At 37.6% G+C, this 17,621-nt stretch carries 17 protein-coding genes and 1 pseudogene; 7 read left to right on the top strand and 11 right to left on the bottom strand.

The features are described from left to right. Positions 1-23 precede the first annotated feature (23 nt). Positions 24-1,844, bottom strand: coding sequence for a selenocysteine-specific translation elongation factor (selB, locus tag A3854_RS05620; RefSeq protein WP_084041671.1), 1,821 nt, complete (start codon positions 1,842-1,844; stop codon positions 24-26). Continuing rightward, positions 1,841-3,166 (bottom strand): L-seryl-tRNA(Sec) selenium transferase, encoded by a 1,326-nt coding sequence (gene selA / locus A3854_RS05615; protein ID WP_084041670.1) that lies wholly within the window; start codon positions 3,164-3,166, stop codon positions 1,841-1,843. Before selA ends, selB begins: the two co-directional genes overlap by 4 nt. Positions 3,167-3,320: 154 nt before the next feature. Between selA and A3854_RS05610 the strand changes: the two genes are divergently transcribed. The 3 genes from A3854_RS05610 to A3854_RS05600 all read left to right on the top strand — a co-directional run bounded on the left by A3854_RS05610 (position 3,321) and on the right by A3854_RS05600 (position 6,259). Further along, positions 3,321-4,994 carry a 4Fe-4S dicluster domain-containing protein gene (locus A3854_RS05610; RefSeq protein WP_084041669.1) on the top strand — a complete coding sequence of 558 codons (1,674 nt, stop codon included), beginning with the start codon at positions 3,321-3,323 and terminating at the stop codon, positions 4,992-4,994. Next, positions 4,987-5,700 carry a TorD/DmsD family molecular chaperone gene (locus A3854_RS05605; RefSeq protein ID WP_084041668.1) on the top strand — a complete coding sequence of 238 codons (714 nt, stop codon included), beginning with the start codon at positions 4,987-4,989 and terminating at the stop codon, positions 5,698-5,700. The genes A3854_RS05610 and A3854_RS05605 overlap by 8 nt, the downstream gene beginning before the upstream one ends. Positions 5,701-5,791: 91 nt before the next feature. Continuing rightward, positions 5,792-6,259 (top strand): DUF6803 family protein, encoded by a 468-nt coding sequence (locus A3854_RS05600; protein WP_307781510.1) that lies wholly within the window; start codon positions 5,792-5,794, stop codon positions 6,257-6,259. 2 nt (positions 6,260-6,261) lie between these two features. Here the strand turns inward: A3854_RS05600 and A3854_RS05595 are convergent, their stop codons facing one another. The 6 genes and pseudogenes from A3854_RS05595 to gltX form a co-directional block, all read right to left on the bottom strand. Continuing rightward, positions 6,262-6,942 carry an MqnA/MqnD/SBP family protein gene (locus tag A3854_RS05595; RefSeq protein ID WP_084041667.1) on the bottom strand — a complete coding sequence of 227 codons (681 nt, stop codon included), beginning with the start codon at positions 6,940-6,942 and terminating at the stop codon, positions 6,262-6,264. Further along, positions 6,939-7,211 carry a barstar family protein gene (locus tag A3854_RS05590; RefSeq protein ID WP_084041666.1) on the bottom strand — a complete coding sequence of 91 codons (273 nt, stop codon included), beginning with the start codon at positions 7,209-7,211 and terminating at the stop codon, positions 6,939-6,941. Before A3854_RS05590 ends, A3854_RS05595 begins: the two co-directional genes overlap by 4 nt. Continuing rightward, positions 7,208-7,714 (bottom strand): ribonuclease domain-containing protein, encoded by a 507-nt coding sequence (locus A3854_RS05585; protein ID WP_084041665.1) that lies wholly within the window; start codon positions 7,712-7,714, stop codon positions 7,208-7,210. Before A3854_RS05585 ends, A3854_RS05590 begins: the two co-directional genes overlap by 4 nt. Before the next feature lie 9 nt (positions 7,715-7,723). After that, positions 7,724-8,350 (bottom strand): uracil phosphoribosyltransferase, encoded by a 627-nt coding sequence (upp, locus tag A3854_RS05580; RefSeq protein WP_004317747.1) that lies wholly within the window; start codon positions 8,348-8,350, stop codon positions 7,724-7,726. A gap of 84 nt (positions 8,351-8,434) precedes the next feature. After that, positions 8,435-9,392: pseudogene (locus tag A3854_RS05575) on the bottom strand (hypothetical protein). Then, on the bottom strand, positions 9,389-10,768 hold the full coding sequence (gene gltX / locus A3854_RS05570) for a glutamate--tRNA ligase (RefSeq protein WP_084041737.1): 1,380 nt from the start codon (positions 10,766-10,768) through the stop codon (positions 9,389-9,391). The pseudogene A3854_RS05575 and the gene gltX overlap by 4 nt, the downstream one beginning before the upstream one ends. A 70-nt stretch (positions 10,769-10,838) precedes the next feature. On the opposite strand from gltX, the gene A3854_RS05565 reads away from it, so the two are divergent. Then, complete coding sequence (locus A3854_RS05565; protein ID WP_084041664.1) at positions 10,839-11,669, top strand: peptidylprolyl isomerase; 831 nt, start codon at positions 10,839-10,841, stop codon at positions 11,667-11,669. 92 nt (positions 11,670-11,761) lie between these two features. On the opposite strand, the gene A3854_RS05560 is transcribed toward A3854_RS05565, so the two are convergent. The 3 genes from A3854_RS05560 to yedE all read right to left on the bottom strand — a co-directional run bounded on the left by A3854_RS05560 (position 11,762) and on the right by yedE (position 15,204). Further along, positions 11,762-13,246, bottom strand: a complete 1,485-nt coding sequence (locus A3854_RS05560) for a TonB-dependent receptor (RefSeq protein WP_219336934.1) — start codon at positions 13,244-13,246, stop codon at positions 11,762-11,764. A gap of 20 nt (positions 13,247-13,266) precedes the next feature. After that, the gene (locus A3854_RS09690; protein ID WP_219336933.1) at positions 13,267-13,857 is read right to left on the bottom strand and encodes a TonB-dependent receptor plug domain-containing protein; all 591 of its coding nucleotides are present in this window, start codon (positions 13,855-13,857) and stop codon (positions 13,267-13,269) included. A 288-nt stretch (positions 13,858-14,145) separates the two neighbouring features. After that, the gene (yedE, locus tag A3854_RS05555; protein WP_084041663.1) at positions 14,146-15,204 is read right to left on the bottom strand and encodes a YedE family putative selenium transporter; all 1,059 of its coding nucleotides are present in this window, start codon (positions 15,202-15,204) and stop codon (positions 14,146-14,148) included. Positions 15,205-15,338: 134 nt separating this feature from the next. Here yedE and A3854_RS05550 point away from each other — a divergent pair, with 134 nt between their 5' ends. Genes A3854_RS05550 through A3854_RS09930 form a run of 3 tightly spaced genes read left to right on the top strand, consistent with a single transcriptional unit; the run spans position 15,339 to position 17,558 of the window. Further along, the gene (locus A3854_RS05550; RefSeq protein ID WP_084041662.1) at positions 15,339-16,538 is read left to right on the top strand and encodes a molybdopterin molybdotransferase MoeA; all 1,200 of its coding nucleotides are present in this window, start codon (positions 15,339-15,341) and stop codon (positions 16,536-16,538) included. Between the two features lie 17 nt (positions 16,539-16,555). Then, positions 16,556-17,365 (top strand): TerC family protein, encoded by an 810-nt coding sequence (locus A3854_RS05545; RefSeq protein WP_307781509.1) that lies wholly within the window; start codon positions 16,556-16,558, stop codon positions 17,363-17,365. Continuing rightward, the gene (locus tag A3854_RS09930; RefSeq protein WP_307781508.1) at positions 17,319-17,558 is read left to right on the top strand and encodes a hypothetical protein; all 240 of its coding nucleotides are present in this window, start codon (positions 17,319-17,321) and stop codon (positions 17,556-17,558) included. Before A3854_RS05545 ends, A3854_RS09930 begins: the two co-directional genes overlap by 47 nt. Positions 17,559-17,621 lie beyond the last annotated feature (63 nt).

Raw genomic sequence — 17,621 nt, 5'->3', positions numbered from 1 at the left:
TATTTGCTTTTTGTAAATGAATACTAACCACGAAAGACTCTATCATTTCCTTGCTTCATTATGTCACTCTCAAGATCAAGTTGCTCAAGATAAGCGATTACATATTTTCTACTTAAATTTAGTGCATCCTTGGCGTTTGTGACATTTACAAAGCCTTGATTTTTGATGATCTCTCTTAGCTTATCAAGTGCCATTTTTAGCGAATTTCTGGTGATGAAAAGGTTATGCTCCAGCCTTACAACTCTGCCCATTGCAGTTAGTTTTTTAAGGGCATTATCACCACTTAGCCTATCTATTTCCAGCTCATCATATATATTATAAGGCGCCGTTGGAGCTAGCTTTCCACTTTCTAAAATTTCATAAATTTTATCTTCAAGCCTTACTTTTAGTTTGCTTATATCAACGCCTTTTTTTGTATAGACGCCATCATTTTTAGAGATTAAGTTTATACTTTCAAGCTCATCAAGTGCTTTTTGAGCTAAATTTTGACTAGCCCAAGCAAGCTTTAGGCTTATACTTTGAGCTGAGAAAACGGCAAATTCATTTTTTTCTATCATAAATTTAACCACAGATTTTATCCGCTCAACCGCGCTTAGATCGTAGATATTTAAAGCCTTTTCATCGACAAAGACGTTTGAGACTTTTTTAGCCACATTTACAGCCTCTTCGTGACTTAGTCCAAACCTTTGATAAGAAGAGATTATGCCAAAGCCATTTTTGTGGGCTTCTTTAAGTATAGAAAATGCTCCAATGAAATCATGCTTTAAAAGTGCAGCCAAAAAGAGAATTTTGCCAGCTTTTTTTAGTGGCTCAAGCACAGGATTTAGCACTCTGCCACCGCCTATCACGCGTGCATCTGAGATAAGCACAAATGCCTCGTCAAATTTCAAAAACATATCGCTTTGAAATTTAAAAGTAACAAAGTAGCTATCATCTTTTTGGCTAAGGATTAGCACCTTTGCAGGCACATTTTTAGCTCCTACGCAAAAGGTTACGCTTTGCGAGTGAATGAGATTTTTAGCAGTTACGACCGCATCAGCTTCTCTAAATCCCCTAAAATAGCCTTTTTTACTAAGTAGTTGTCCTTTTTTTAGCTCATTAAGCTCAATTCCTGTCAAATTTAGCGCCACGCGGCTGCTAACTCCTGCGCTATCTACGAATTTATCGTGGCTTTGCACGCTTCTTACTAGCACCTCTTTACCAGCATCGTAGTTAAAAAGCTTCTCGTTTTTACTAACACTTCCCTCTATAACGGTGCCAGTTACAACATTTCCAATACCTTTTAGGCTAAAAACCCTATCGATGTAGTATCTAAAAACGCCCTCTTCATCGCGCTTTTTAGCTCTTAGCGTAAAGAGGTAGTTTCTAAGCTCGTCGATACTTGCCTTATCCTTTATACTAACGGCAAAAATTTCTAAAATTTGCAGGTTTTTAAATTTAGAAATTTCATCTTTTATCTCTTTTCTTCTTAAATTTATAGTCGCTTCATCTACGAGGTCACACTTAGTAAGTGCCACGATCAAAGACTTCACACCAAGGAGATTTAAAATTTCAAGGTGCTCCAAGCTTTGAGGCATAAGGCCGTCATTTGCCGCCACCACAAATAAACACGCGTCAAAGCCATACGCGCCACTTATCATCGTTTTTATGAGATTTTCATGTCCTGGCACATCGATAAAGGCGATATTTTCATCATTTTTACTTAAATTTGAAAAGCTTAGATCTATCGTTATGCCACGCTTTTTCTCCTCTTCAAGATTGTCCCCCTCAAAGCCGTTTAGCTCCTTTATAAGCGCGGTTTTTCCGTGGTCAATATGCCCTGCTGTTCCTATTATTAAACTCATTTTTCTTCCGTTTCATTTATTATTTTTATTAGTTCATTTACATCGTCATCTAAAAGCGTTCTTAAATCAAGTAAAAATTTATCATTTTCTATGCGGCCAATCACCTTTTTTTGCCTAAATTTTTGCTCATTTAAAACCGCATCTCCGCTAACTGCCAAAGCTATACTTGGAATTTTTTTATTTGGCATCGCACCGCCTCCTACAAAGGTTTGTGTGTGCACTATCTCAAGCGGAGTTTTTAAATTTTTATTTATAAAATTTGCTAAGTTTTCAAGCTCTTTTACGCTTTTGTGAAGTAGTTTTTGTGTTGTGATTAGCTCAAATTCTTTATTTAAATAAGCTTTCATGCTCTCAGCCAAAAGCGAGATGATCACTTTATCGACTCGAAGCATTCTTAAAAGCTGATTTTTTCTAAGTTTTGCGATGAGCTCTTTTTTGCCGACAATTATGCCACACTGCACCGCGCCAAGCAGCTTATCGCCACTAAAACTAACTAGCGAAACATCTTTTAAATTTTTTAGATCTGGCTCATTTTTGTCTAAGTTGAAGGGCAAATTTCCGTAAAATCCACTGCCAAGATCAAAATAATCTATCAAATTTTGCTCACATGCCAATTTACTTAGTTCATTTGCTGTAACCTCTTCGCTAAAGCCCACGATGTCGAAATTTGAGCGATGAACCTTTACAAGCATCGCTGTTTCGCCACTTATCGCTTCTTCGTAGTCTTTTAGCCTAGTCTTATTTGTCGTGCCAACCTCTTTCAAAAAGCAGCCCGCATTTGCCATCACCTCAGGTACTCTAAAACTACCGCCGATCTCGACTAGTTCGCCTCTGCTAACGACGACTTCCTTACCCTTTGCAAAGGTATTTAGCACTAAAAATACTGCACTTGCGTTATTATTTACGACGATAGCATCCTCAAAACCAAATGCTCTTGCAATCATCTCACCGATATAGTCATATCTGTTGCCGCGATTGCCTGTTTTTAGGTTGTATTCAAGGTTTGAATACCCTGTGATAACAGGCGTCGCTCGGCTTAAAATTTCTTTATCGATAACGCTTCTAGCGAGGTTTGTATGAATGGTTACACCGGTTAAATTTAGCACTCTTTGAAGGCTTGATTCATTAAATTTATGATATTCGTTTAGGATTAAATCTATTATTTCTTGCAACGAGAAATTTGCATTTTCATTTAAAATTTTAGCTCTAATTTCATTTAAAATTTGCCTTGCAAGCAATGTGACTAAATTTATATCAAATCCTGAAAATGCTTCGTTTTTTATGATCTTATCAACTTGTGGGATATCTCTTAAATCGCTCAATTCGTGCTCCTAGTAAGTTAGTTTTACCAAGCCGTGATTTTAACATAAAAAATATTATAAATTAAACCTTAGAGCAAAAAGGAACATATAAAATTCAGAGTCCATTAATCCCATTAATATTAAAATAAGCCTGTTTTTGATAATAGGAGAAATTATGAAAGAATTTGGCTTTTATAACGATTTTGACGATACTTTAATGCTAAATGAACAGATAGAAATAAATAATGAAAAGGAAGAATATTTAGTTTCTAACTCACCAAAGCTTAAAGCAAACATTACCGCACCTGAGATAAATTTTTATCTAAAAAATACAACCGCAAGCGTCTTAGAAAAAGCTAAAAATACACTTTTACTTTATGAAGCAAGAGCAACTGCATTTGACATGGCAAAGGATGTTGATTACGAAAAAGAAGTCGGCAAAAATGTCGTAATAGTAAGCAACTCAGGCCGTGAGGAACTAGCAAATTTATTAAAAGAAAATGGCTATAAAGTCATTGAATTAACGCATTTTGAAGTGAAATTTATTTATGGCGCAGCTGGCGAACTTAGTGTTTTGATACTTAGAGCAAATGACGAATTTGAGGTCGATTGTGACTTTTTCTTGGTTGAAAACGCAAGGGATTATATGCTAAAGCAAAGCGGCTGTTACGAAATAGCTGGGCTAAAAGACGAAGCTGTACTTAAAATTTTAAATGAAAAAACTCCAAAATTTAAGTACAAAAGTCTAACTCAATATGACTCTTCGATCTGTCAATATCACGAACGACGAAATGAAATTTGTGTACGCTGTGTCGATGTTTGTCCAACTGTGGCCATTTTAAAAGAAGACGAGACAAAGCATCTTGTTTTCTCACAAATTGATTGTGTAAATTGTGGTAACTGCATTAGCGTCTGCCCTAGCGGATCTCTTGACTCTACACTTATGCCACAAAACTCATTTGCTACTATTGCCAAACTTTACAAAGGTAAAATTCCACTAATAATCTCTAATGAAACAAATTTAGATGAGCTAAATATAAGCCTACCTGAAAATGTCTTACCTTTTTTCATATCAGCACCACATATGTTAAATCAAGCTCATCTCCTTACATTGCTTCAAGAAAGTGGTGCGAGTGTAATTTTATTTAGCAAAACTCTTGGCAAAGGCGAAAAAGACGCCATTAGCATCTTAAATCAAATTTATGAGCTTAAATTTAAAGAGACGGCGATCTATCACGCTAAAGATAAAAATGAGCTTGAAGATGCGCTCAAAAAGGTAAAATTTATAGCTGACTCACAACACACGATAAACGAATATGCCTTGCCAAAAAGAGAAATTTTTGCAAAAAGACTCGAGTTTTTAGTAGGTAGCGAAGATCTTGGCGTGGTAAAAAGCGGCGAGATGATAAGATACGGTGATGTCAAGATAAATACTGATAGCTGTACACTTTGTCTAAGTTGCGTTGGCGCTTGTAACGTAAGTGCGCTAGTGGCTGATAAAAAGACAAATTCGATTTTATTTAATCCAAGCGTCTGTACGGCTTGCGGATACTGCGAACTAAGCTGTGCTGAAAAAGATACCATAAGCCTTGAAGTTGGAAAAATTTCTCTTAAGCCTGAGTTTTTTACCTATAACGAGCTAGCACGAGATGAGCTTTTTGCCTGTGTTGAGTGCGGAAAAGAGTTTGCAACTAAAAAAGCAGTCGAAAAGATCGCAACTATAATGCAACCAAGATTTGGCAACGATAGGGTCAAGATAAAAGCGCTTTACTGCTGTGCTGACTGTAAGGCCAAACTAATGGTTCAAGCCCAAATAAACGCGATGAAAGAGGATTTATTAAATGGATAAAAACATTATAAAAGCAAGATCATATTTTTACGAATTTCTAGCATATCCTATGTTTTTTTACACAAATGATGAGAAATTTTCAAGGTGGAAAGAGCAGTTAAGATACTTAAGCGCAAATCCTTTAAGCGAGGATAGTGATGCTGCATTTAAAAATTTAGATAAATTTAGCTTTGAAGAATTTTCAAAAGAACAAAATGACGTTCTTTTTGGCTTTACAAATATCCCCTTAAGCGCTTCATTTTATGAAGAGGGCAGAGATAACGGAGCAGCTAGGCTTAGGGTTATTGAATGTTTAAAACTAAGCCCATATAGACGTGATAGCGAGCTTTGTAAAGACAGCGAGGACTACGTTGGATTTATATTTTTAGCAATGGCTACATTTTTAAAAGATGAGTTTGATGATGCAAAAAATATTAGCAATAAGCTATTTTCTGAAACTTTAAATTTATTTGTAGATGAGTTTTCTCAGCTACTTTCAGCTCACAAAGAGGCAAATTTCTTTCGCTCGTATGCGATCATCTTAAAAGACTTCATCGAGCTTGAAAGAGCGGTCTTAAACGTAGAAGCACCAGCTAAACCAAAAGGCGATAGTGTCGCTATGGCAACTCTTAAAAAAGAGCCATTTCAAAGCAAGATGCCAACAATCAAAACCAAACTTCACTGGGAAGAATTTTCTCCAGTCATCTCACACGAGTTTAAAGACTAGCTTAAATTTACTCTTAGCCTGGCTAGGAGTAAATTTATATCTTCTTAAATTTTGCAGCTATGTTTGGCATTTTTAACTATTCTGGCTATCAATATGTAAATTTGTTGGCATAGCGCTTGGGGTCTATTTTACAGCTCTTGTGATCTACTTTATAGCAAAAATTTATCCAACTATAAAATGGCGCGGATATGCTGATGTCATCGCTATCTACTCATATCTCATCGGCGTCATCTCACTTCTTGGCATCGCCCTTTTAGAGCTAAATTTGATCTATAAAAGCGCAAGCGAAAAGGCAAAACTAAAGCTTCACTTTTGCCTGCTCATCTTCTTCTTGATCGTAGGACACGTCGCTATGATATTTGGCATGGTTGATCCTACCATAACTGGCTACAAGGCTGAAAACGGCGCGATGGATATGCAGATAAATATGCCAATGAACATGCCAGCAGATATGCCGATGCATGATCACCACAAGATGATGATGCAAAATATGAGTTCATCTAATATGCATATACACACTAAATTTCATAGCTTCTTGGAAGTTGCTAAGCAGCTTTAGATTTAATTCTTTTTTGCTGCTTTTAATAGCCTATTTTCTTTAAAAAATTTTCGGAGTGATTTTTGCTCTTTTGGACCTATTTTGTAGCTTATAAATTTAAGATACCACTTGATATCTTGCTCGCTTATGGCGCGGCTTTTAGCGTACTGGGCTAAGATATAGTTTGGGATCTTTACATTTTTTTGCAAAAATTTTGCGACCAGTTTTTTGTAGAACGAGCCGTTTTTTACGTAAGAAAATCTACCAAAAACGAATGGCAAATTTGTCTTTTCGTGCCAAATTTTACCAAGGTCATAAAAGCACTCTTTGCCCTCGCTTAAGTATGCCTTTAGCGCCCTGTCGCCTATGATCACCTCGCCTTTTAGATGAAGTATCTTTGCAAGGGCGTTTGAGCTAGCTGAGGCTGGGTCAAATTTCATATCTGAGTTTTTGCGAACAAGCACGCTTTTGACATCTTTTTTGGCGACTATTCCAAATTTTAGCTTCTTTAAATTTGCCTTTTTACTAGCTATGCTTGAGATCACCGCAGCGTCGATCTTTCTGGCGTTTAGGGCCCTGTTTAGCTTACTTGGCACGCCTTTTTTAAACTCTATTGCCTTTTTTACCTGAGTTTTGAGTGGAGCTGCCTTTAAAAATACGTGAAATGGGAGTAAATTTAAATAATCAATCTTTCCAAATATCATTTTTCATCTTTTACAAGCTCAAATTTAACCATCTCGTTTTCGTTGCAAACGTCGCGAAATAGCTGGATTAAGCTCTCTTTTGCACTATCATCCAAAAATTTTTCATTTTTTAGCTTTATAAGCGTTGGCTCATTTATCTCGCAAAGGCAGTCAAAGAGCGCGTCTAAATTTTTGCCGTAGTACTCTGGCAGGTCAAATTTCTTAGCAAAATACTCATGCATCTTCTCTTTTTTGAGCATCTTTTTGGCATCTAAGATCACGCTTTTCATTGCATCCTCTTCTCATAAAGCAGGTAAAAATGCTCGTAGTGATCGGGCGTGTAGTAGATAAGCCCGTCGTTTGAGTATAAAATTCTCTCAGCGCCGCGCCTGCCACCATTGTAATTTACATCGCACTCAAACCACTTTCTGCCATTAGCCTCAGGCAGCCTCTTTTCTCTGTTTGAAAATCTATCCCCACCGATACTTTTGCCGCCGCTTATCTGCCATAAATTTCCGCTTTTTGTATCCCAGCCAAGATCAAGTGCCTCTTTTTTAGTTATGAAATTCTTTGGTAGCTTGTTAAATTTATAGATATAAAGAGCAACCTCATCTTTTGAAGTGTATGAACCGTTTTCTGTAAGGCTCTGGCTTTTTTGCCCCTCTTTGTTTAGCTGCTCAAGCAAAATTTGAGCATTTTTATTTGCCTCACTACCATTATTTGAAAAGAAAAAAGTGCCAACAATAATAGCAATGAAAAAGGCGACTAAGGCTGGCAAAAGTCTTTTGTTCAAATTTTACCCTTAAAGCGTGTTAAAAACTCTATCGCCAGCGTCACCAAGACCTGGAACGATGTAGTTTTTCTCGTTTAGTTTCTCATCGATCGATGCCGTATAGACCTCGACGTCTGGGTAAATTTCACTAAATCTCTTTAGCCCCTCAGGAGCAGCGATGATAGAGATAAATTTGATCTCCTTAACGCCCTTTTCACGCAAAAATTTGACTGCATCTATCGCCGTGCCGCCAGTCGCAAACATAGGATCGATGATGATCGCCATGCGCTCTTTTGCGTCTTTTGGAAGCTTTGCGTAGAAGAACTCAGCTTGTGCTGTCTCTTCGTTTCGCTGAAAGCCCAAAAAGCCCACACTCGCATCTGGAATGATGGTAAAAACGCTATCAAGCATACCAAGCGCAGCCCTTAAAATAGGGCATATCATCACCTTTGTAGTAAGCCTTTTTGCGTCTGCCACCGCAACTGGTGTTTGGACTTTGACATCTTTTACCTTTAAATTTCTAGTCGCCTCAAAGATCATAAGATAACTGATCTCATCAACTAGCATACGAAACTGAAAAGGTTGGGTGTTTTTATCACGTAGAATGGTTAATTTATGCTCGATCAATGGGTGCGAGATGAGCTTCACGTTTTGCATTTTTTATCCTTAAATTTACTGTTTTTAGAAGGTTTATCTTTACAAAATGCCAAAAAGAGTTTAGCCCAAAATTTGGGCTAAATTTTAAAATCCTTTTGCAAGTTTGGCTCTATAAGCCTCAACATCAAAATCTTTTACTCTCGCTACGCCATCTTCAACCGCAGCTTTTGCAACTGCTGGAGCGACCGCTGTTAGCACGCGTTTGTCAAATGGTTTTGGGATGATATACTCTTTGCCAAATTTTAGCTCGCTAACGCCACTTGCTTTTAAAACTTCAGCTGGTACTGGCTCTTTTGCAAGCTGCGCAAGCGCTCTAGCTGCAGCCATTTTCATATTTTCAGTGATCTTTTTAGCTCTAACGTCAAGCGCACCTCTAAAGATAAATGGGGCCTTTACTATCTATCATCACGATGTGTTTTGCGCCAAGCGCTTTATACATCTTCGCGCATGCAATGCCAGCCGCACCTGCGCCGCTAACCACGATTTTTATCTTAGATATATCTTTGCCAGAAATTTCCATCGCATTTATCATGCCAGCACTTGTTATCATCGCTGTGCCGTGCTGATCGTCATGCATAACTGGGATATCGACTGCTTCTTGAAGCTTTCTCTCGATCTCAAAGCACTTTGGAGCACGGATATCTTCTAAATTTATACCGCCAAATGTCGGAGCAAGAGCCTTGCAAATCTCAACGATCTTATCTGGATCATGCTCGTCTAGCTCGATGTCAAAGGCATCAACGTTTGCAAATTTTTTAAATAAAACTGACTTTCCTTCCATAACTGGCTTACCAGCGATAGCGCCTATGTCGCCAAGGCCAAGAACAGCTGTGCCATCGGTGATGACGGCTACTAGATTTGCTTTATTTGTATATTTATAAGCTAGCTCATTATCAGCTTCTATCTCTTTGCAAGGCTCTGCAACACCTGGTGTATAGGCCATTGAAAGGTCTCTTGACGTCTCGCAAGGCGTCTTTACCTTTATCTCGATCTTGCCGCCTATGTGGTAGTTTAGTGCTTCTTCTTTAGTTACATGTGTCATTTTTCTTCCTTTAATAAATTTTGTATTCTATTTTTCGTCTCGCTACTGCCCACTACTTCAAGCACTTCAAAGATGCTTGGGCTCACGCTTGAGCCAGTTAGCGCTATTCTTAGAGCCTGAGCTAGGTCTTTTAGTTTTAAGCCATTTTGCTCTAAAAATTTATTAGTTAGCTCCTCATAGCCCTTCGCGTCAAGGTCGCGGTCTAAAATTTGAGCAAATTTAGCCAAAATTTCTTTACTATTTTCATTTATAAATTTAGCCCATGCTTTCTCATCGTAGCTTTTTGGAGCGTTGATGATCGCATTTGCGCTATTTGCCATTTCGATTAATGTCTTTGATCTCTCACGGAGCGAATTTAGCAGTAGCTCGCCCTTTACCAAAGCCTTAAAATCAACGCCAAACTCAAGCATATCGTGCGCTAGCCTCTCGTAAGGCAGGGTCTTAATGTAGTGAGAATTTAGCCAGTCAAGCTTTTGAGCATTATAAGTGCTTGAGCTTTTGTTGATGTCGTTTGGATTAAAGTATTTAAGCATATCCTCAATAGTAAAAATCTCATCATCGCCGTGGCTCCAGCCAAGACGAACGAGAAAATTTAAGAGCGCTTCAGGCAGGTAGCCCATCTTTTTATACTCCATAACGTCAGTTGCACCGTGCCTTTTGCTAAGCTTTTTGCCATCCTCTCCGTTTATCATCGCTACATGATAAAATTTTGGTACCTTAAAGCCAAGCGCCTCGTAAAGAACGATCTGTTTTGGGGTATTTGAGAGGTGATCGTCGCCGCGGATGACGTCTGTTACACCCATTAGTGCATCATCTATTACAACTGTGAAGTTATAAGTTGGTGTGCCGTCGCTTCTTGCGATGATAAAGTCATCTAAGATATCTTCAACCTTAAATTTAACCTCGCCCTTTATGCCATCATGTATAACGATCTCGCCGCTAAGTGGGGCTTTGATACGGATGACTGGCTCGATGCCAGCTGGAGGCGTGCCATTAAAATCTCTATATCTATTATCATATTTTGGACGCTCTTTTCTTGCCTCTTGGCTAGCTCTAAGCTCTTCAAGCTCGTCCTTGCTCATGTAGCATTTATATGCCTTGCCTTCTTCAAGTAGTTTTTTAACATACTCTTTGTAAAGATCAAATCTCTTTGATTGATATGTCACTTCGCCGTCGTGATCTAGCTTGCACCAAGCAAACGCTTCTTTTATGGCTTGCGTGGCCTCTTCTGAGTTTCGTTTTAAATCAGTATCTTCGATGCGAAGTAAAAATTTTCCATTATTAGCTCTTGCGTATAAATAATTATAAAGGGCTGTCCTAAGTCCGCCTATATGTAGATATCCAGTAGGCGACGGAGCAAATCTAGTAACTATCATTTTGTGCCTTATTTTTATGTTATAATTGCCCAAAATTATATTTACTAAATACTTAAATAAAGGTTTTATTATGAAAAAATTGCTCTTTTTGGCTGCTGGCATACTAAGTGCTTTAAATTTATATTCGGCTCAGATGATAAACGGTATCGCAGCTATTGTAGAGAACGAACCAATCACGCTTTATGAAGTTTATAGCTTGAAAGAGCAGCTAAGAGCTAGCGAACAAGATGCCTTAAATTTACTCATAAGAGATAGACTCGAAGATGCTCAGATAAAAAATTTAAACATTAGCGTAACACCATTTGAGCTAAACGATAGAATCGAATCAATCGCAAAGCAAAATGGCATGACAAATTCGCAGTTTAGAAGCTCTATCCAAGCTCAAGGCATGGACTTTTTGGAGTTTAAAAACAACATAGAAAAAAAGATGCTTCAAGAAAAGCTTTATAAAAGCATCTTGGCTGAAGCTGGCAAAAATGTAAATGAGCAAAAAGCAAAGATGTATTTTGACGCTAATCCTGATAAATTTAAGGTCTTTAGCACTGCTAAAGTAGTCCTTTATAGGGCAAAAAATCCTGAAGAACTAGAAGCTCAAAAAACAAGTCCATCACTACTTAATAGTGTGCAAACACAAGAGCTTAGCCTAGACTATCAGAGCATAGATCCAAGACTAGCTGCCATCATAGCTGGTACAAATAATGGAGAATTTACCCAAATACTACAAGGCGCTGATAGTTTTGATATGTTTTATGTAAAGGAAAAAATAGGCTCATACACTCCAAGCTTTGCAGACGTTAAGGATAATGTTATAAACGAGCTTTATCAAGGTGAGCAAGAAAAACTTATGGCTGATTATTTTGACAAACTCCGCGCAAAAGCAAAGATTCAAATTTTAAGATAACTTCAAATTTAGCCATCTTTGGTGGCTAAATTTCTCCAAATTTCACATGACAAAAGATTACACCGCCAAATAGAAGGCGGTGTAAATTTTAGTTAAAAAGTGTAGTGCATATTTAGCATAAACGATCTCTCGTCGCCCGGTCTTGAATCAGAACGCCAGTATTTTTTATTTAAGATATTATTTATCGCTAATGTTATTTGAGCGTGTTCGTTAAAGTTATATCCAGCACTTGCATCAAATCTAGCAAAACCAGGAAGATGTTCATCTATGACTCTACCATTACTTGTGCGGTAGCTATATCGCTTAGAGTATCCTGTTACGCCACTTTCAACATACCATTTATCGTTTTTAGCATATCTTAAAAAAACATTGCCCTGCCAGTTGGTTGTATTATTTAGACTAAGTCTTTCGTTTAATGGATTTGATTTGTCACTTGCAATAATGGCTCTCATATATCCAAGAGAGCTTCTTAGATATAAATTTTCATAAATTTTACCCAAGATATTTAGCTCTATACCACGACTTCGCTCTTTACCACGTTGCGCCCAAGTATATGGATCATTTATAGGATCTGGTCTATATCTTATATTGTTATGCTCGATCTGAAATATCGCTAAGTTTGAGCTAAATCTATTATCAGCCCATGTGCTTTTTAAGCCAATTTCGTATTGCTCGTTATTTTGTGGTTTTAGATCAAGCATCGTTGTATCGCCTATACTTATGCCTATATTTCCACGACCACCATATGGAGCAAAACTCTTTGAGTATGAAGTATACGCGGTATGCTCTGGTAAAAAATCCCATAGCAAGCCAACTCTTGGGCTAAAAGAGTGCCCTTTGTAGCTATTTGTCATATCTGCAATATTTCTTGTTTTAAACTTATAAAAGTCAAACCTACCGCCAAGAAGTAGCCTATATTTGTCATCTAGGCTTATTAGATCCTCGAGAAACACTCCATTGTTTATAGCTTTATGCTTATTATCAGTATTAAGTGGTATATAGCCCACACTACCCCAACTTGATCTTGATGCATATGGATTTATAGTTACATTTTTTGCACTATCAAACCAAAGTCTTGGATGGCGAGTTTCTACGCTGTTGTCATATCCAAAAGTAAGATTATGCTTAAATCTTGTAAATTCAAGCTCCTTTGTAAGTGTTATAGCATTTGAGAGTGTGTCATTATCAGTTTGTTGTTTAGCATAGTTTTGTTTTAGTCTATTTCCAGGCATGATAGTGCCACTAAAATAATGGTCAAAATTTTGACTAGCTTTTCTATAACCAAAAACCCATTTTAAATTCATATCCTTCACCAACTCTGCATTTAGCTCGGTACGGAAGAAATGAAGCTTATCTTCAACAAAGTCTCCATCATGAGAAAATCCCTTTGTATAGTCGATACCAAGCTTGTCATAGACACTTTTTGTTGGCATTCTATCAGGTACACGCCAAGCATTATCATATGTGTATTGCGCCTCAAAGCTTACCGTTCCGCCATCATTTGTCACGATAATGCTTGGACTTACCATAAAATTTTTATATTTTACGCCCTCTCTCCATGATTTTCCACGCTCCATATCAGTCGTTAGCCTTGCAGCTAGTCGATATTTACTACGTGATTTATATCGATACCACCACCATATCTACTCCAGCTGCCAACTCTTCCTGAGAGTTTATAAACAGGCATAAAATTTGCCTTCTTACTAACTAGATTTACAACCGCACCGCCATCGCTTCTTCCATATAAGATCGAAGCTGGTCCTTTTAAAATTTCAACCCTCTCAACATTTGCTGTACTGCGTCTTATCTGACCAGAGTCTCTAACACCATCTCTATATATATCGCCACCATCAACACTAAAGCCTCTTATCTTGATGCTCTCGCCTCTCATATCATAGCCTGCATCAATACCAGCATTTCCTTCTAGGATACTTGAAAGATCGTTTGTGCCGTAGTTTCTATTCTTTTGTATATCTATATTTTCGATAGTTTGTGGCGTCTCTTTATTGCTGAGCCCATTTCTATTGATATCCGCACTATCATACGCGATATAACCTTTTAGGGTATTTTGCTCCGAGATACCTTCCACCTCGATAGTTGGTAAAACAACTGAATAATCACTGTTATTTGTATCTAAAGCCCACAGTGAGCTAAAGATCAGTGATGAAGCAAGTATGCTAAATTTCATAGAATTCCTTTAGATAAAATTAAAATCGATATTCTATATCAAAATAGCTTAAAATATTTACTTTATATTGATGTTTATTAATTTTTGCCAATCCATTGTTAAAATTTTAGTTCGATTTGAAATTATCATTTGCCATCTTAAAAAATGCATTACTATTGCCACTAAAAAATTTTAGATTAAGGCTAGTATTTTAATGATCACACACCCACGTGAGCTTTTTGGACTTTTTGATGAGGTGAGGGATATAAAAAGTGAGTAAATTTGACTGCAAAGGCAGCCAAATTTATATTATGCTTTTTTAGTAAAAACTCCAACATAAATAGCATAGATAAAGCCGATCGCTACGGCATATGGAGCATAAGGAGTAATGCCAGCTGGTGAGCTTGCAAGTATGAAGTTATGACTTATCGCAGCACCTGCACCCATGCCTAAAACAAATACAGCCGAGCTTAAATTTCCAGCTCCCATTTGCACCAAATGTTTGCCTGGGCAGCCATAACTTAGACTAAAGCAAAGACCAGCGAGCGTCATACTAAGGAAATTCCAAAGAATGTCATTGTGAGCGATAGGCTGACCTTCAAAGCCAAATTTGTATTGATTTAGCACTAAATTTGTAATGCTAGCAAAAACAACAACCGATACGATGCCGTAAAACATCGAAAAATCACGCTCGAAAACTTTACTGATCGCACCAACCGAACAAAATTTGCTTCTTTGCATAAAAATGCCAATAATAATGGCGCAAATAAGCGAGATAAAGATATTTGCATGCTGTGAGCCTGGACCTTTTTCTGAGCTAAATAATGCACCATTATCGCCAAGCTTTAAACCAAAAACAAGGGCTGCTAAAAGTAAAACAGCAATAATTAATGGTAAAAAGGCAACTGGTTTTGTAGTGGCATCATTTTCAGGTATGACGTAACCATTTTTCTTGAAAAATCGTCCGATAAAAACGCCGGCGAATAGACCGACAAAACCAGCAATAGCTGTCATATCTCCGCCACCAAGGCGCAAAAACGCTCTCCATGGACAACCCAAAAAAATAAGGCAACCAATCATAGCAAACACACCTAGAAAAAATCTAGAAAATGCCGCACTGCCGGATACTGGAGTGAAATTTCTACTCCAAAGCATACTTGCTAAAAAGCCTCCGATGATAAGTCCTAAAATTTCAGGCCTTAGATACTGTACCACTTTGGCTTGATGAAAGCCAAAAGCACCTACGCTATCTCTTAAAAAGCAAGCTGCGCAAACGCCCATATTTGCTGGATTGCCAAAATAAACAAGCACTGGGCCAAGAATGCCTAAGCTTGCACCTGCGATGATGTAAAGCACTGTTTTATTCATGAATATTCCTGTGTATAGGGTAAAATCAAACTGATTTCTTAAACGACATTTTAATAATCATTAAATAAAACAAAGATTAATTTTTTAAGAGCGAAATGGATAGAATATGCAAAAATTTCATAAAAAGGATAAAAATGAAAGATTTTATGAGTTACGCAGATAGCCTAAAAATTCTAAAAGATACAATCAATGCGTGGGAAAAGGTCGAAAAAGTAGCCATCACGGACGCGCTTGATAGAAATATCGCCTACGACGTGATAGCCGCTGAAAATTACCCAGCAAAGCCAGTTTCAGCGATGGATGGATACGCTTTTGCCTTTAAAGATGGTCTAAGCGAGCTTGAGCTCATCACAGACCTGCCCGCTGGAAGCGACAAAGGACTAGTCATAGAGGGTAGCAAATGTGTAAAAACTTTCACTGGCTCACTAATGAGTGAAGGCACTGATACTCTTGTACCGGTAGAAAATGTCGAGGTTAGTGGCTCAAAAATAATCATCAAAAAGAGCGTACCAAAGGGTTTTGCCGTGCGCGAAGTAGGAGAAAGCTACAAAAAAGGTGAAATTTTGATCAAAAAAGGCACACGTCTAACCTACGCTGAGATAGCACTTCTTGCTGAGCTTGGTGTCTTTCACGTAAGCGTTTTCATACGCCCAAGAGTTGCGATACTAGCGACTGGCAGCGAGATAAAAGACCTTGGCGAGCCATTAGAAAATCCAGCACAAATTCACAGCTCAAATCACGTAGGCATCGCTATGCAGATACGCAAAATGGGTGCGGAGCCGATCCTTTGCGAGATCGTAAGAGATAAGGCTGAGCTTGTCGAAAAAGCGATCATAAACGCACTAAAATCAGCTGATATATTAGTGACGACTGGTGGCATAAGTATGGGGGATTATGACTTTGTAAAAGGCGCTTTAAATGAAAATTTTAGCCTTATCATCGAAGGTGCTGCCATAAAACCAGGCCGTCACATCAGAGTGGCAAAATCAGGCGATAAATATATCTTTGCACTGCCAGGATTTCCGTACTCGGCAATGGTTATGTGTGTGCTTTACGTAAGAGTCCTAATAAATGCGTGGTTTGGTCAAGAAGAGCCAAAGATCACGGCGATAATGGACGAAGACTATAAAAAGCGTTCGCCATTTTTAGAATTTACGGCTGTAAATTTAGAAAATCGTGAAGGAAAAAATTTTGTAAATCTAAATGGCAAAAAGCTTGGCAGTTCAGCGATCGTAAATAATTTAACAAACAAAGCTGCACTTTTAATGATCCCAATGGATAAAGAAATTCTTAAAAAAGGCGAGATAGTAGAAGTCTTGATGATGCCTTGCTAAAATTTTAAGGATAAAAGTTGAACGCATTAGAAATTCAAACAATTATAGTTTTTATTATAATGGCATCACTTGCCTTTGGAATAGATCTTTTTGCTCATAAACATGATGAGAAAATTTTACTAAAACAAGCTGGTATTTGGTCTATCTTTTGGATAGGAGTTTCGGTGCTTTTTGGTATATATTTATATTTTGAGCGAGGCAGTGAAATAGCAAGTCTTTATTTTGCAGGATATGCACTAGAAAAGTCGCTCTCAGTAGATAATCTTTTTGTGATGATGGCGATTTTTTCATGGTTTAAGATACCTGAAATTTATCGCCACAGAGTGCTTTATTTTGGTGTTATAGGAGCTATGATATTTAGGCTCATCTTTGTAGCCGTAGGTACAATGCTTTTTGCCATCTCGCCTTGGACGGAGCTAATATTTGCAGCAATAGTCGCATATAGTGCTGTAATGATGATAAAAAAAGATAAGTGCGATGAGGATATAAAAGATTATTCAAACCATATAGCCTATAGGGCAGTTTATCGCTTCTTTCCGGTTTTACCGCAGCTTTTTGGACATAGTTTTTTTGTTAAATTTAGCGAAATTTCTAAGCAAATTTCAGATAGTCAAAAAACTACTCTTAACGATCAAATTTTAAGGCTAAAAGCCACTTGGATAGCAACACCGTTATTCTTGTGCCTTTGCGTGATTGAGCTAAGCGATGTGATATTTGCTTTTGATAGCGTTCCAGCTGTCATTGCTGTGAGCAAAGATCCTGTGATTGTTTATTCAGGCAATGATATTTGCGATACTTGGGCTAAGAACGCTTTATTTTGTGCTTGAAGCACTCAAAAATTTTTTAAAGTATTTAGAAATTTCTGTGATCATGCTTTTATTTTTTATCGCAGCAAAGCTAGCTTTAAATGCAACTGCTCATATCTTTCATCATGGTTTTGAAATTTCTGCACAAATTAGCCTTTTTATCATTCTAGCCATTCTTGGAGTTGGGGTCGTAGCAAGTTTGGTTAAAAAATAGCTACCACAAAAGTATACAAGCTAAAGTTAGGCGAGCTTAAAATTAAAAATTTATAAGCATAGA

Origin of the sequence: Campylobacter concisus, assembly GCF_002092845.1 — a bacterium.
Classification (GTDB): Bacteria; Campylobacterota; Campylobacteria; order Campylobacterales; family Campylobacteraceae; genus Campylobacter_A; species Campylobacter_A concisus_AQ.
The sequence above is the reverse complement of the archived record's forward strand: the minus strand, read 5'-3'. Positions and strand labels throughout refer to the sequence as shown.